Genomic DNA, 15888 nt, shown 5'->3' with positions numbered 1-15888 from the left:
TGAATTTATATAGTTTTGAGGTTTCAAAATGGATGATAATAAAAGTAAAGCGCTGAATGCTGCGTTAAGTCAAATTGAAAAACAATTTGGTAAAAATACAGTGATGCGTTTAGGTGAGAATACTGTGCAAGCAGTAGAGTCTATATCAACAGGTTCTTTAACCTTAGATATCGCACTTGGTATTGGTGGTTTGCCAAAAGGTCGTATTGTTGAAATCTATGGTCCTGAATCTTCAGGTAAAACCACAATGACTTTACAAGCGATTGCACAATGTCAAAAAGCTGGTGGCACATGTGCCTTTATTGATGCCGAACATGCACTTGACCCACAATATGCACGTAAACTTGGTGTAGATATTGACAATTTATTGGTATCACAGCCTGACCATGGTGAGCAAGCACTTGAAATTGCAGATATGTTGGTACGCTCTGGAGCGATTGACATGATCGTTGTCGACTCTGTTGCTGCATTAACCCCAAAAGCTGAAATTGAAGGTGAAATGGGCGACTCGCACATGGGCTTACAAGCGCGTTTGATGAGCCAAGCATTGCGTAAAATCACAGGTAATGCCAAGCGTTCAAACTGTATGGTGATTTTCATTAACCAAATTCGTATGAAAATTGGTGTGATGTTTGGTAGCCCTGAAACCACAACTGGTGGTAACGCATTGAAGTTCTACGCTTCTGTACGTCTTGATATTCGCCGTATCGGTCAAGTGAAAGAAGGTGATGAAATCATTGGTTCAGAAACCCGTGTTAAAGTGGTGAAGAACAAAATGGCTCCTCCTTTCCGTGAAGCACTGTTCCAAATTCTTTACGGTAAAGGTGTCAATCATTTAGGTGAATTAATCGACCTTGCTGTAGCACAAGACATCGTAAACAAAGCAGGTGCTTGGTATTCGTACAATGGCAATAAAATCGGTCAAGGTAAAAATAACGCCATTCGCCACATGGAAGAAAATCCTGAAATGGCAGCTGAAATCGAGAAATTGATTCGTGAGAAATTACTCACCACAACAAATGCTGCACCATCTTCAGCAGAAGATGATGAAGTAGAACCAGAATTTTTAGATGCTTAATTCAGCACTAAATTGAAAAATTAAACGCCAAATTTGGGCGTTTTTTATCATAACACGTCCAAACATAGTCAAAGTTTTGGAATATCAACAGAAAGCGTTAAAATAGCAACGTATCATTTAAAGGTTAAAGTTTCTTCTACTGCTATGTCATCTCCTAAATTTCCGAAAATGCTGAACTATGAAGCATTGAAACAACAATTTTCAGATGAAGTATCCAATGAAAATAACACTACAAACGCAGATGAACATGCGCTCAACTTCGAACAAGAACATCAAGCAAAAAACCAAGGCTTAACAGGTACTCGCCTACGCTCTTATGCCTTTGCAAAGTTAACACGCCGAGAGTACTCAAAAGCAGACTTGATCGAAAAACTATGTCTTTATGCAGCAAATAGAGAAGAAGTTATTGCCTTAGTCGATGAATTAGCAGAAGAAAATTATCAAAGTGATCAACGTGTTGCTGAAATGACTGTCCGCAGCCAAATCCGTCAAGGCAAAGGTCCAAATCGTATCAAAATGGCTTTACGCAGCAAACATTTAGACAAAACCTTAGTGGCTGAGGATTTAAAAGAAATCGACTGGTATGAACAAGCCTACCAACTCAAAGTCAAAAAATATGGTACAGAAGTCAGTACAGACCCTAAAATAAAAGCCAAACAAATTCGTTTTTTACAATATCGTGGTTTTGAAATGGATGTAATTATGAAAGCTATTCGTAAAAAACCGAATGATTTTTAGGTTAATGCTAAGTTTAAGGTAAAGATATTGAATGAAATAAAAAATGTGAAAATTCAGTTTATTCTTTTAAAATCTGGTGGCAGCCCTACTAGCAAAACTTCGGCACATCATATTTCTGATACCGTTGCTACCTTCCGGTCCTGGCGGGGTTTTCAGAGTACAATTGCGAAGCCACCAGTAGGGCTACCATTGCAAGAACAGAGTATAGAGATTTTTAAATTTCTTGCAAGTGCTCATATTCATTTTTAACAGTTTTTATGACTGTTTGATTAATTACTCAGCAATAGTAATAAAAACAGCAGCATAAACTCAAAAAACTCCAATATTCCTTCTATATTCAGTGCGAAATAAGAACATTCTTAAAGAAATGCTAGAACATTGTAAAAGTGACTTGCTTTTCCCTGCTGAGCCGTTTTAAATAAAACCCATTCTCGAATGATATGACGAATTTCTCAATAAGAAATAAAGTCAACAAAGCTACTATTATGGATTTAACATTATGCTAAAAAAGCATGCGCTCTTTTCTCTCGCACTTTTAAGTTCAGCGACTTTGTATGCTATTCCAATTGAATCACGAGGTTTGAGTAATCAAAGCTCAAATAGCAATATTTCTGGTTCATCTACCCCAATTACAGGGAATATGAATTGGGATTTGATGCAAAAAATCAACAATTAGAAAATCAAATCCGAGAGCTACGTGGCAAGATTGAAGAACAAGACAATGCCATTGAACAACTGAATAAAGAACTCAGCAACCGTTATACTGACTTAGATCAACGTTTAGAACTGATGACACAAAAGTTAGAGGCTGCTGAAGCAACTGATGAAACAAATCCTGATGAAACAAATTCAGATGATCAGGCTCCTATCAATCCAAATACCACTGAACCAAAGACTCAAAATTCAGCACCTATTGCAACCACACCTAATTCACAAGATTCAACCGAAACATCAACACAAGACAGTGCGAATGCGAGTAATGCTATAGACTTAGAAAAAGCCGCATATACCATTGCATTAGATGCCTATAAACAAGGAGGTGCTCAAAAAGCCATCGAACCAATGCAAAATTTTATTAAAAACAATCCTAACGGAGTCTATACAGGCAATGCTTATTTTTGGTTAGCAGAATTTAATTTAGCGATTGAACCACCAAATTATGAAGAAGCCAAAAAAAATTATGAAGTCATTGTATCCAAATACAGTAACTCATCTAAAACACCACGTGCTTTATATCGCTTATACAGCATCGCGACCGAAGTGAATCAGAACCCACAAACAGCAGATGTTTATAAAAACAAATTATTAACAGCATTTCCTGATTCAGAAGAAGCCAATTATCTAAAAAATAGTTAAGCTTTTAAGCCATTATATTTTATAAATAAAAAAGACATCACGCAGGATGTCTTTTTTATGACTATGTATTTAGGCGATCAAATCAACGTACAATTCCACGTTTTGACTCAATCAAAGAATCCAATAAAAGCTGTGCTTCAGGCACTTCAGGCAAAATCTCTGCTGTGATTTTTGCAATTGCTTGTTCAGTCGTTAAACCATCTTTATAGATCAATTTAAATGCTTCACGTAAGCCCTGAATTACATTTTTAGACCAACCTTTACGACGCATGCCCTCTACATTCATACCAAAAGCATGTGCAGGATTACCTGATACCATCACATAGGCTGGAACATCTTTCAAAATTAAGGATGCACCACCAATCATACTGTATGCATCAATTTTACAGAATTGATGAATACCAGAGTTACCACCGATAATCACATAATCCGCAATATGTACATGCCCAGCGATCCCAACATTATTGGCAAAGATATTATGATCACCAATTTGGCAATCATGCGCAACATGAGTATTCACCATCAGTAAATTATGGCTACCCACTTTTGTTAGACCTTGATCTTGTACCGTTCCTCGATGCAGACTACAGTGTTCACGAATTTTATTCGCATCACCGATTTCCAACCAAGTTTCTTCACCTTGGTATTTTAAGTCCTGACAAACTTCACCAACACTTGCAAACTGGAAAATCTCATTGTCTTTACCAATGCGAGTAAACCCACCCACCACAACATGTGAATGAAGTTTCGTACCCGCATCAATACTTACATGAGGTCCAATAATACAATAAGGTCCAATTTCTACGTCAGGTGCAATCTGTGCTGTAGCATCGATAATAGCGGTTGGATGAATGAGGTCTGTATTGCTCATGCCTGCTCTAATTTTTGATGTGAAATGATAATTTCAGCGGTTGCTGCTACCATGCCGTCTACACTAGCAGTACATAAATATTTGTAAATGCCACGTTTTTGCATAAGTAATTCAGATTTTAGCACAAGTTGATCACCAGGAACGACTTGTTTCTTAAAACGTACTTTCTCTGCACCAGCAAATAAGAACAATGAACCAGGTCTAGGTTTCTCATTATTCATAATGAAGCCCAGTACACCCGAAACTTGTGCCATCGCTTCGACGATCAATACACCTGGCATAATTGGATAACCAGGGAAATGACCTTGCATAAATTCCTCATTAATGGATACATTTTTGTAACCAGTAATGCTATTTTCTGTTACTTCAGTAACTCGATCAACCAACAAAAACGGATAACGATGCGGCAAATAGTCACGAATCGTTTGGGTTTGCATTGGTAATTCAGGAACCGTAAAAGGTAGAGATTTTGACTCAGTCATAATTATTTACGCGATTTTAAAGTTGATTCAAGTTGCTCAATTTGAGCCTGCATATGATCTAGCTGTTTGACTATCTTGGTCAATGGCACATCTGCTAATTGTCGCAGACGAACAACTGTACGTTTCCAATGCTTTGTTTCAAACTGCCCAGTTCCTGAAGAGTATGAACCTGCTTCAGAAATAGTTTTTGTCACTATTGACATTCCTGTAATTGTCACATTATCTGCGATATTAATGTGACCTACCACACCAACAGCACCTGCAAGGATACAGTTTTTGCCAATCGTGGTACTGCCTGCAATACCACATTTTGCAGCAATTGCGGTATTTTCACCAATAACCACGTTATGTGCTATTTGCACAAGGTTATCAATGATGACACCATCTTTCAAAATTGTGTCATCCAAAGCACCACGATCTACACTACAATTTGAACCAATTCGAACATCATTACCAATTTGAACCGAGCCTAATTGCACAATACGATTCCATTTCCCTTGATAAGGCGCAAAACCAAAACCCTCACCACCAATCACAGTATTGGCGTAAATACGCACACGATTGGCAATTTTGGATCTTCCTGTAACCGTCACATGCGAATCAATAAAACAATCTTTTCCGACTTCAACGTAGTCATCTAGATGTACATGAGATTGAATAACCGTATTATCCCCGACCACACAGTTTTCACCAATAACCGCATAATGACCAATATAAGCTTGATCTGAAATCATCGCTGAATCTGCGATTTGCGCAGTGATTTCCACACCACGTTTCAGCACTTTATCTTCAAAATGATGGGTTAAAATCGCAAATGCCAAATAAGGATTATCCACCACAATAAAATTATGATGATTGCTTAATTGAGCTTTTAAAGCAGCGGTTACAATCAAAGCACCTGCTTTTGAAACTTGTGCTTGTTGCAGATATTTGTCGCCGTTTACAAAAGAAAGATGTTTAGACTGAGCTTGCTCTAGACTGGATAGCCCCACTAAAACAAGATCAGATTGACCAATTAGCTCACCTTGAACAAGTTGAGCTAATTCATCGAGATGAAATTGATGAGATGTCATTGATTATTTAATTGCATTAACCTTTTGGATCATTTTAGCAGTTAAATCATTCTTTGCGTCATAGGCTAAAGCTGAATTTTTATTCAAAACCATATCTAAACCATTCTCTTGGCGCAATTGTTCAGCAGCTTGTTTAACACGCTCTTCAAAAACCTTGTTGGTATTTTGAATGGTTGTTTGAACTTTCGTTTGCACCGCTTGTTGAATAGATTGATATTCAGTCACTTTCGCTTGATATTGCTTTTGAATTTGCTCAGGATTTGCACCTTTTGCTTGAGCTTGCTGTTGCAATGCTTGAATATCTTTAGAAATTTTCTCTAATTTTGCCGATTCTGGCTTCACAGTTTGCTCTAAGCTTGCATTTTGCTGTTTTAAATAAGCACTGCTCTCAACCACTTTTTCAATATCAACAACACCATAGCCTGCAGCATTTGCTAAGCCTGTGAATCCTAAACCGATCAATGCACATACTATTTTTTTCATCATTTAATCCTAACTATATTTTAAATTTTAAAGTACCCAATGATCGAACTTAGAAAGTTCGACCAATTTCAAATTGAATCTCTTTAGTTTCATCACCTGGTTTATCATTCAGCGGGAATGCATAACTCAATGATAATGGACCAATCATCGTGATCCATGTGAAGCCTACACCCACACTATAACGCATATTGTCGAGCTCAAAGCCGAAATTATCTTTACAATATTGTTGCGCATCCACACCATCAGTGGTTCCTTGTAAATATAATTTACCCTTAGGTACATCACATTGTGTATCAAAGACTTGTGCGCCTTCCGCAAAGATTACAGGACGCACTTGACGAGCCCAATCTCCTTTAAATGGTAATGGCAAAGCAAGTTCAGTACCAAATTGTACTAAAGCATTACCCCCTACTTCCTCAGGACTTGGATCCGCACCACTTTCAGCATCAATTCTTCTACGTTCATTAAATTGAACGCCAGGATATTTTGGACCTAAAGTGCTGTTATCATAACCACGTACCGAACCATAACCACCCGCATAGAAGTTTTTATAAAATGGTAGATCATTACCATAGCCCAGCTTACCATAACCACGTAGAACAAAGTCTTTACCTAATGGGAGGAAAGCTTGCGCATCATAAACTGCTTTTTGATACTCAACGTCACTACCTGGTAAAGCAATTTCAGCATTAATACGGTGTGACATACCACTAGTTGGGAATATTGGACGGTTCAAAGTATTATATGACCAACCTAAATTTAAGTTATAGGTTAAGAAATCCCCCTCAAACTTATCCTGATATGTCTCTATCTTATCAGGTGGACATGGCTCAATACCTGTAGGGGTTTTAGGGTTGTCTGGATCACCATAAATGAGTTCTTGTTCAACAGTACATATTTCTGATGTATGTGTATCCTTACCACCATTTGCTAATAAATAGTCACGAACGTATGTTGATACAAAAGGACCTGTTGTTACTTTGGTGCTATCTAAGTTTAGACCCGCACTTAAGCTTTGATTTTCATCAATAGGATAAGCAAAGTTAATACCACCACCGAAACTGTCTGTGACATAGTTATTGACGTTATAATCATTATCTAGTTTAGTTTTACGGTAGTACAAGTTGTAACCCCGACTTACACCATCAATAGTAAAGTACGGATCAGTCACACTTAAATTATAGTAATCTTGCGTTTCAGAACGCGATAAATCAATTGAAACACGATTCCCTGTACCTAAGAAGTTGGTTTGACTAATTCCTGCTTGGAATGTCATACCACCATTTTGTGAATAACCTACTGCTAAGGTACTCGTACCCGAATGCTGCTCTTCAACTTCAATATTTAAATCAACTTGATCAGGCTGATTTGGTATACGAGTAGGTTTTAAATCAACTTTACTAAAGAAACCTGTACGCTCTAAACGTACTTTTGACAGTTCAATTTTTTCATTACTTGCCAAAGCACCTTCCATTTGGCGCATTTCACGACGTAAAACCTCATCAGCAGTTTTATTATTTCCTGTGAAGTTAATACGACGCACAGTGACCTGTTGACCTGGGTTAATATAATAATTTAAATCCACTGTATGTGTTGCATTATTAATTTCAGGCACAACATTAACTTCTGAATAGTAATAACCCGCATTACCATATTTACGAAGTAGCAACTGTTTTACCGCATTGACCTTCTCTTGCGAATAAGTTGTGCCATCCTTATAAATTTGTAATGCTTTTAATTCTTCAGGCTTATACAGCGCATCACCTAAGAACTTAGACTCACCAAATTTAAACTGCTCACCCTCATCAACAGAGACTTCAATAAAAATATTTTTCTTATCTTCACTAATATTTAAATTAGAACTGTTAATATCAAAATTGATATAACCTTTATTTAAATACATCGCACGCAAAGCTTCTAAGCTTGCAGACATTTTCTCACGTGCATAGCGATCATTACGCGTTAGAACTGATGCCCAACCACTTTCTTTTACTGCAAAAGCACGTTTAATATCTTCATCTTTAAAAACAGTATTGCCAATAACATTAATATTAAAAACTTTAGCAGGCTTACCCTCATTAAAGTCAATATTTAAATCAACACGGTTATTTGGACGTGCAATAGATTCAACAGTAATATCTGAATCATAACGACCTTGTTGTGAGTACTGCTGTTCTAATTCTGTTTCCAAAGTTTGTAAAGATGACTTTTTAAGCACCTCACCTTCAGCCAATCCCATTTTTTTCAAACCTTCATCTAAGGCTTCTTTAGGAATTAACTTATTACCTTTCAGATTAATTTTTGAAATGATTGGACGTTCAACCACTTTAAAAACTAAAACATCATTTTCTCGCGTTGCTTGAATATCATCAAAGGAATTTGAGGCATACAATGCACGAATCGCATCCGCAATCGCAGGATCGTTGACACGATCACCACTATTTATCGGAAGCAAAGCAAGCACATTACTTTGGGTTAAACGAACCAAACCATCCACACGAATGTCACGCGCAATGAATTCATCTGCTGCATGTACGTGCTGTACTGCCGCCATCGCAATAACGAGCGCCAATGGCATAAATAAATGTGAGTGCTGCATGCCTATTATTTTCCAGTAAGTTAATTTTTCACTCTTGCGCTATTATAAACGCATAAAATCATTAAATATTGCTAGAAGCATCATACTTCCAAGCAGTACCATACCAATTTTTAGTCCAACCAATTGTATTTGTTCAGAAACAGGTTTACCACGTAAAACCTCAATAAAATAGTACACCAAATGCCCGCCATCCAACATTGGAATCGGCAATAAGTTTAAAATACCTAAACTTACGCTCATCAAAGCCATAAATGAAATAAAGGTTTGCCAACCCATTTCTGCGCTTTGACCTGCGACTTTAGCAATGGTAATCGGACCAGATAAATTATCTAAGCCAATCAAGCCACGTACCATTTTCACCATCGAGTTTAAAATCATGCCCGAAAGTTGCCCTGTTTTTTCCACAGCAACAACAAAAGCTTCCGCAGGATTATACTGAATTGTTTGCTTATATTCTGCAGGGATATTGGCTTTACCTGATTGTGCTTGTACGCCAAGCATTCCTGTCACTTTACCCATATTGTCACGTTGACCTTGTGGCATCACTTGCAAATGTACCACTTGCCCTTGGCGCAACACATCAATATTGAGCAGTTTTTCAGGTGATTTTTGTACTACATCTACCACATCAAACCAATCTTTCATTTTAACTTGGTCAATGGCAATAATTTCATCACCCTTTTTCATACCTTGGCGAATTGCTGCACCATCACTACTCAAATCATACACAACTGCTGCAATATGTGGACGATAAGGCACAAAACCCAATACATCAAAAGGTGACTGAGTTTGATCTTTTAGAAAAGCTTGTATTGGTAATGCAAAGGTTTTGATTTGACCATTACGATCAACCTGCACATCAATATGTCCAGTCTCTCCAACACGATCAACCAAAGCATAATTCAGCTTTTCCCATGTAGCTGTTTGTGTACCATCAATCGCAATAATTTTATCGCCTTGCTGCATCTGTACTGTTGCCGCAGGTGTATTTGGTAAAATCTTTCCTACACGAGTATTCAATTGCTCTTGCGCGGGTAAAAATAAAATCCAAAACAAGAAGATTGCAAAGATCAAATTGATTAATGGACCTGCAGCAACAATAGCAATGCGCTTCCATGGCGATTGACGGTTAAATGCATACGGTAAATCTTCTGCACTCACATTACCTTCACGCTCATCCAACATTTTCACATAACCACCGAGTGGTAATGCCGAAATTTGGTATTGAATATTTGATTTTTTCGATGTCCATTTCAACACTGTTGGACCAAAACCGATTGAATACACTAAAACTTTCACACCCAGCTTTCGTGCAACCCAATAATGCCCAAACTCATGAATCGCAATCAATGGACCCAATAGAAAAATGGCAGCAACAATGATAAATAAAACACTCATAAATTAACTTTCCAACTGCGCAATATGTTCAGTGGCAATGTTTCGTGCAACTTGATCTGTATACAAAATCTTTTCAATCGACTCTGCCGAAGCATTGTGAACGTGATTTAAAGTATGTTCAACCACTTGCGCAATATCTAAAAATTGAATCTTTTCATTCAAAAATGCAGCAACAGCAATTTCATTGGCAGCATTTAAAATAGCAGGTGCCAAACCACCCGCCTGCATTGCTTGACGTGCCAATTTTAATGCAGGAAAACGCACTAAGTCAGGTTGTTGAAAGTCTAACTGAGCGTGTACAAACAAATCTAAAGGTGGGACATGTGTGGTAATACGCTCAGGCCATGCGAGCGCATGTGCGATCGGCGTACACATATCAGGATTACCCATTTGAGCCAAAGTTGAACCATCTACATATTGAACCATTGAATGAATAATACTTTGTGGATGAACAACAACTGTAACAAATTGTTCTTTAATTGAAAATAAATGACACGCTTCGATTAATTCTAGACCTTTATTCATCAAAGTTGCAGAATCTACAGAAATCTTCTGCCCCATCGACCAATTTGGGTGTTTACAAGCCTGTGCAGGGGTAACTTTTTGTAATTGTTCAAGACTATGATTTAAAAAAGGTCCTCCTGATGCAGTTAACAACACTTGCTGCACACCCAGTAAAGGCTCACCATTTTTTTCTATTTGTAAATAATTTTGTGGAAGACATTGGAAAATAGCATTATGTTCAGAATCCACAGGTAACAACAATGCTTGATGCTCTTTTGCCGCTTGCAGCATTAAATCACCCGACATCACCAAAGCTTCTTTATTGGCAAGCAAAACGCGCTTACCTGCTTTGACTGCTGCAAGTGTTGGCAACAAACCCGCTGCCCCCACTATTGCCGCCATCACAACATCCACCTCAGAACATGAGGCAGCTGTAATCAAACCTGCTTCATCACAAAGTATTTCAATCTCTTGCAAATTTTCTTGCTGCAACAGTTGTTGTAATTCAGAAACCTTTTCTGAAGGCACAACCACAATTTTCGGTCGAAATTGTTTGCAAATTTCCCTCAGTTCTTGAATTCGACTATAGGCCGAAATTGCAAAAACTGAATAGGTTTCAGGATGTTGTTCTATAATTTTTAATGTGCTGCGACCAATAGAACCCGTAACACCTAAGATACAAACAGATTGTGACATCTACAAATTTACACCAATAAGTTTTAATACAGCCATACCCGCAGCAAAAATTGGTGCTGCTGCAAGCAATGAATCAATACGATCTAGCACTCCACCATGACCTGGCAAAATACGACCTGAGTCTTTAATTCCTGCACGACGCTTAATCATTGATTCGAATAAATCGCCCAACACAGAACTAAACACAGTAATAATAGAGAGAATTAAAAACAGAATATGTTGTGGAAGCGTGAGCTCTAAGTAATTGTATTGCACGATCACAATCACGATTGCAACAGTCACAATACCACCCAACAAACCCTCAATCGATTTATTTGGGCTGACATCAGGTGCTAGTTTACGCTTACCAAGTTTACGCCCAACAAAATATGCACCACTGTCCGCCCCCCAAACCAACAGGAATAGGTACATCAACCACCACGGCGAGCTTTCCCAAACCTTGAAAATCGCTGTAACTGCGGCACTGATCAACACCAAACCAATCACGTTCAGTGTTGCATTATACCAACCATCATATTCAGGATAGGATTTTACCCAATACAAGCTACATAACCATGTCAGAATAGATGCGCTCCACAAAATCAATGCAAGATCGCTAAAATATAGAGCCAAACCAGAAATGAAGGCGGTAAATACACCAAAACAAGCTGCTTTTAGTTTAGACACAGTTTGAGTAGGATGAGGCATGAGTTTGAACCACTCATAACCTGCCGCCCCAGCTGCGATAATCATTAACACTAACATTGGATATTGTGAAGTTGTTGCAAACATACAACTCAGTACGACTGCAACCAATACCAATGCGGTAATTATCCGCTCTAACATTATAAATTCTCTATATGCTCTTGTTGAATTTGTTCAGAGGTTTTCCCAAAACGTCGTTCCCGACCCGAAAAAACATTAAACGCATATTCTAATTCTTTCACAGTAAATTCAGGCCATAATGTCTGAGTAAAATACAACTCAGCATAGGCAGCCTGCCAAAGTAAAAAATTGGATAAACGAAAATCACCGCCTGTACGAATCAATAGATCAACAGGTGCTAAATCACCCAAACTGACCATTTGACCAAACATTTCAGTGTCAATCTGATTCACATCAATTTTTTCATCTTTTACCAATTGCGCTATTTTCTGTGCAGTATGCGCAATATCCCACATACCACCATAACTGATCGCAATTGTTAAGGTCATGTGACTGAACTTAGCAGTCCTTTGTTCAGCATGCAACATTAATTCTTTCAGCGCTGGAGAAAGCCGACTACGATCACCAATAAAACGTAAAGAAATTTCAAACTTTTCCATACGAGGAATTTGCTCATGAATTGTTTCTTCTAACAATTTCATTAACAAATCCACTTCATACTGCGGACGATTCCAATTTTCACTGGAAAATGCAAATATTGTCAGTGCTTGCACACCTACTTTACGACAATGCTCCACGATCGGGTCAAGAACATTCTTACCCTCACGATGTCCATCACCTTTTTGCAATTGTTTCTTTTTCGCAAAACGATTGTTGCCATCCATGATGATGGCAACATGTTGAGGAAGATGATTGTCTTCAGATGTGGTCATTATCAGTTTTAGACCTTCATCAAATCAGCTTCTTTTGCAGCTAAACGCTTATCGACTTCAGCAACAAATTTATCCGTGATTTTTTGAATATCATCGCCTGCACGACGTTCATCATCTTCAGAAATTTCTTTATCTTTCAATAATGATTTAATATCGCCCAGCACATCACGGCGAATGTTACGAATTGCAACTTTAGCATTTTCAGCTTCATTACGTGCAACTTTCAACATGTCTTTACGTGTTTCTTCAGTCAATGCCGCCATCGGAACACGGATCGCATCCGCAGTGACTGGGTTTAAACCCAAGTCTGATTCACGAATCGCTTTATCGATTGCATTGACCATTGAACGCTCAAACGGCTGAACCAATAAAGTACGTGAATCTTCCACACCAATATTTGCAACTTGGTTTAATGGCACATCAGAACCGTAGTAAGGAACCATTACACCATTGAGGATCGATGGATGCGCACGCCCAGTACGAACCTTTGCAAAACCATGTTCTAACGAGTCAAGTGACTTGTTCATACGGTCTTCAGCATCTTTTTTAAGATCGTTAATCATATGATCTTCCTTACTTATTTATCTAAATTGTATAACTAAAATTGCAGCAGAATAAAGCGTATTATGGCTCACGTACATTAATTTGTAACGTGAGTTCCTTCTTTTTCACCCATCACAACAGAAAGTAATGAACCTGCTTTATTCATATCGAACACCTGTAGTGGCACATTATGGTCACGACATAAACAAATTGCCGTTAAATCCATCACACCTAACTTCTCATCCAACACTTGGTCAAACGTCAGTGCTTCATATTTCACAGCATCATCATATTTACTTGGATCTTTGTTATACACGCCGTCCACTTTGGTTGCTTTCAAAATCAAATCCGCTTCGATTTCGATACCACGTAAACATGCTGCTGTATCAGTTGTAAAGAATGGATTACCTGTTCCCGCAACGAACACACACACTTCACCTTGAGTCAAATGACGAATCGCATCACGGCTTGAGTAAGACTCAACCACTGCACCGATCGGTAATGCAGACATCAAACGAGTTTTAATATTACGGCGCACCAAAGCATCACGTAATGCCAAACCATTCATCACGGTTGCAAGCATACCCATTTGATCACCTGTTACACGCCCCACAAGACCATCTTTTTGCAATTGGCTGCCACGATATAAATTACCACCACCAACCACGATCCCAACTTGCACACCAAGACCAACTAAATGTGCAATTGACAATGACATTTGATCCAAAACTTGCGCATCAATACCCATGTCTTTATTACCAGCAAGTGCCTCGCCTGATAATTTCAATAAAATACGTTCAAAACGTGGTTTTTTTGAATCTAACATTGTCAAAACTCCAATTTCTATACTTAATATTTTAAAATTTCAAATGTTCAAGCGGATTGAATGCGAATCAATTTTGCATATAGATCATATTCATCAGCATCGGTAATTTCGACTTCAAGCAAGTCACCTGCTTTGATCAAAGACTTATCAATATCTTCAACAAAAACATTACCATCAATTTCAGGTGCATCTGCATAAGAACGTGCTACAGCGACTGGGAATTCCTCTTCCAAATCATCGACCAACACAGTCATAGTCTGACCAATACGTTTTTGCAATTTTGCTGCTGAAATCGCTTGCTGAACTTCCATAAAACGTTCATAACGTTGTTGCTTGATCTCTTCAGGCACGTGATCAGGCAAGTCGTTTGCTGTCGCACCCTCAACAGGTGAATAGGTAAAGCAACCTACACGATCAAGTTTGGCTTCTTGCAACCAATCCAATAACATTTGGAAATCTTCTTCAGTTTCGCCGGGGAAACCCACCACGAAGGTTGAACGAATCACTAAGTCAGGACATTTTTCACGCCAAAGCTTTAGACGCTCTAAAGTATTTTCGCTATGCGCTGGTCGCTTCATCAATTTCAAGATGCGTGGACTGGCATGCTGAAAAGGAATATCCAAATAAGGCAAGATTTTGCCTTGTGCCATCAAATCAATGACTGCATCGACATGTGGATAAGGATAGACATAATGTAAACGCACCCAAATCCCAAGCTGACCGAGTGCTTCACACATGTCATAGAATTTGGTTTTAACAGGCTGACCATTCCAAAAATCCAACTTATATTTGGTGTCTACGCCATAAGCTGAAGTATCTTGAGAAATAACCAAGACTTCTTTTACGCCTGCTTTTTTTAATGCCTGTGCTTCACTGAGTACCGAACCAACAGGACGAGACACCAAATCACCACGCATACTTGGAATAATGCAGAATGTGCAACGATGGTTACAACCTTCTGATATTTTTAAGTAAGCATAATGTTTTGGGGTCAAGCGAATCCCTTGTTCAGGTACAAGGTCGATAAATGGATTGTGCTTCGGTGGCTCAGGAACGTACTCATGTACAGCTTCCATCACTTCTTGATATGCGGCTGCCCCTGTTACTTTTAAAACATTAGGGTGCATTGCACGAATTTTGTCTTCATCTTTACCCAAACAGCCTGTAACAATCACACGACCATTGGCACTCATCGCTTCACCGATGGCGTCTAAAGACTCTTGTACTGCAGATTCAATAAAACCACAGGTATTTACAACAACTAAATCAGCACCGTCATAATCCGATGCCACATCATAACCCTCAGTCTTTAACTGAGTTAAAATTCGTTCAGAATCTACCAATGCCTTAGGACAACCTAAAGAAACAAAACCGACTTTGGGGGACTTCATGAATCTGCGCTCCACTAGAATGCGCGTATTGTATGTCTTTTCTCGCGATAAAAATAGTTGAAATAGTCACTCTTTGCATAATGCACCAAAATACAACCATAAATAATTGCAAATAATGCAATTGCACCATTTTAGAACATTTTGTTTTTCCAGTATGATGAAACAAGACATGCAAACCGATGGAAAGTGCAATTTGTGCGCATATTTTATTGAGCGCTCTAAAATTCTGCACAAATATGAAAAGTTGGCTTAGTTATTGCTTTATATCAGGTC

The 15888-nt window shown here is 38.4% G+C and carries 14 protein-coding genes, 1 other RNA gene and 1 pseudogene; 3 read left to right on the top strand and 13 right to left on the bottom strand.

The genetic code is table 11. The features are described from left to right. Positions 1-28: 28 nt before the first annotated feature. On the top strand, positions 29-1078 hold the full coding sequence (gene recA, locus AVJ19_RS00815) for a recombinase RecA (RefSeq protein ID WP_111857943.1): 1050 nt from the start codon (positions 29-31) through the stop codon (positions 1076-1078). A 144-nt stretch (positions 1079-1222) separates the two neighbouring features. Next, complete coding sequence (locus AVJ19_RS00810) at positions 1223-1816, top strand: regulatory protein RecX (RefSeq protein ID WP_111857942.1); 594 nt, start codon at positions 1223-1225, stop codon at positions 1814-1816. Positions 1817-1899: 83 nt separating this feature from the next. Here the strand turns inward: AVJ19_RS00810 and ffs are convergent. Next, positions 1900-1996: signal recognition particle sRNA small type (ffs, locus tag AVJ19_RS00805), an RNA gene on the bottom strand. A 316-nt stretch (positions 1997-2312) separates the two neighbouring features. On the opposite strand from ffs, the pseudogene AVJ19_RS00800 reads away from it, so the two are divergent. Beyond that, positions 2313-3172 (top strand): annotated as a pseudogene (locus tag AVJ19_RS00800) (YbgF trimerization domain-containing protein). An 82-nt stretch (positions 3173-3254) separates the two neighbouring features. Here AVJ19_RS00800 and lpxA read toward each other — a convergent pair. From lpxA to rimO, 12 genes are all read right to left on the bottom strand, one after another. After that, complete coding sequence (gene lpxA / locus AVJ19_RS00795; protein ID WP_111857941.1) at positions 3255-4043, bottom strand: acyl-ACP--UDP-N-acetylglucosamine O-acyltransferase; 789 nt, start codon at positions 4041-4043, stop codon at positions 3255-3257. Next, positions 4040-4525: a 3-hydroxyacyl-ACP dehydratase FabZ gene (gene fabZ / locus AVJ19_RS00790; protein WP_111857940.1), complete on the bottom strand. Its 486-nt coding sequence runs from the start codon at positions 4523-4525 to the stop codon at positions 4040-4042. The genes lpxA and fabZ overlap by 4 nt, the downstream gene beginning before the upstream one ends. A gap of 2 nt (positions 4526-4527) precedes the next feature. Beyond that, the gene (gene lpxD, locus AVJ19_RS00785) at positions 4528-5598 is read right to left on the bottom strand and encodes a UDP-3-O-(3-hydroxymyristoyl)glucosamine N-acyltransferase (RefSeq protein ID WP_111857939.1); all 1071 of its coding nucleotides are present in this window, start codon (positions 5596-5598) and stop codon (positions 4528-4530) included. 3 nt (positions 5599-5601) lie between these two features. After that, a complete protein-coding gene (locus tag AVJ19_RS00780; protein ID WP_111857938.1) occupies positions 5602-6081 on the bottom strand; it encodes an OmpH family outer membrane protein in 480 nt (159 codons plus the stop codon). A gap of 49 nt (positions 6082-6130) precedes the next feature. Continuing rightward, complete coding sequence (gene bamA, locus AVJ19_RS00775) at positions 6131-8680, bottom strand: outer membrane protein assembly factor BamA (protein WP_111857937.1); 2550 nt, start codon at positions 8678-8680, stop codon at positions 6131-6133. Between the two features lie 42 nt (positions 8681-8722). After that, complete coding sequence (gene rseP, locus AVJ19_RS00770; protein ID WP_111857936.1) at positions 8723-10078, bottom strand: RIP metalloprotease RseP; 1356 nt, start codon at positions 10076-10078, stop codon at positions 8723-8725. A gap of 3 nt (positions 10079-10081) precedes the next feature. Continuing rightward, positions 10082-11278, bottom strand: a complete 1197-nt coding sequence (gene ispC, locus AVJ19_RS00765) for a 1-deoxy-D-xylulose-5-phosphate reductoisomerase (protein ID WP_111857935.1) — start codon at positions 11276-11278, stop codon at positions 10082-10084. Further along, complete coding sequence (locus AVJ19_RS00760; RefSeq protein ID WP_111857934.1) at positions 11279-12103, bottom strand: phosphatidate cytidylyltransferase; 825 nt, start codon at positions 12101-12103, stop codon at positions 11279-11281. It abuts the gene before it with no gap. Then, positions 12103-12855 (bottom strand): polyprenyl diphosphate synthase, encoded by a 753-nt coding sequence (uppS, locus tag AVJ19_RS00755; protein WP_111857933.1) that lies wholly within the window; start codon positions 12853-12855, stop codon positions 12103-12105. Before uppS ends, AVJ19_RS00760 begins: the two co-directional genes overlap by 1 nt. Positions 12856-12863: 8 nt before the next feature. Continuing rightward, positions 12864-13418: a ribosome recycling factor gene (gene frr / locus AVJ19_RS00750; RefSeq protein WP_111857932.1), complete on the bottom strand. Its 555-nt coding sequence runs from the start codon at positions 13416-13418 to the stop codon at positions 12864-12866. A 77-nt stretch (positions 13419-13495) separates the two neighbouring features. Beyond that, complete coding sequence (gene pyrH / locus AVJ19_RS00745) at positions 13496-14224, bottom strand: UMP kinase (RefSeq protein ID WP_111857931.1); 729 nt, start codon at positions 14222-14224, stop codon at positions 13496-13498. 47 nt (positions 14225-14271) lie between these two features. Further along, the gene (rimO, locus tag AVJ19_RS00740; RefSeq protein WP_111857930.1) at positions 14272-15615 is read right to left on the bottom strand and encodes a 30S ribosomal protein S12 methylthiotransferase RimO; all 1344 of its coding nucleotides are present in this window, start codon (positions 15613-15615) and stop codon (positions 14272-14274) included. Positions 15616-15888 lie beyond the last annotated feature (273 nt).

The sequence above is a fragment of the Acinetobacter sp. CFCC 10889 genome (assembly GCF_003268395.1).
Classification (GTDB): Bacteria; Pseudomonadota; Gammaproteobacteria; order Pseudomonadales; family Moraxellaceae; genus Acinetobacter.
This window is presented reverse-complemented; position numbering and strand designations above follow the sequence as displayed.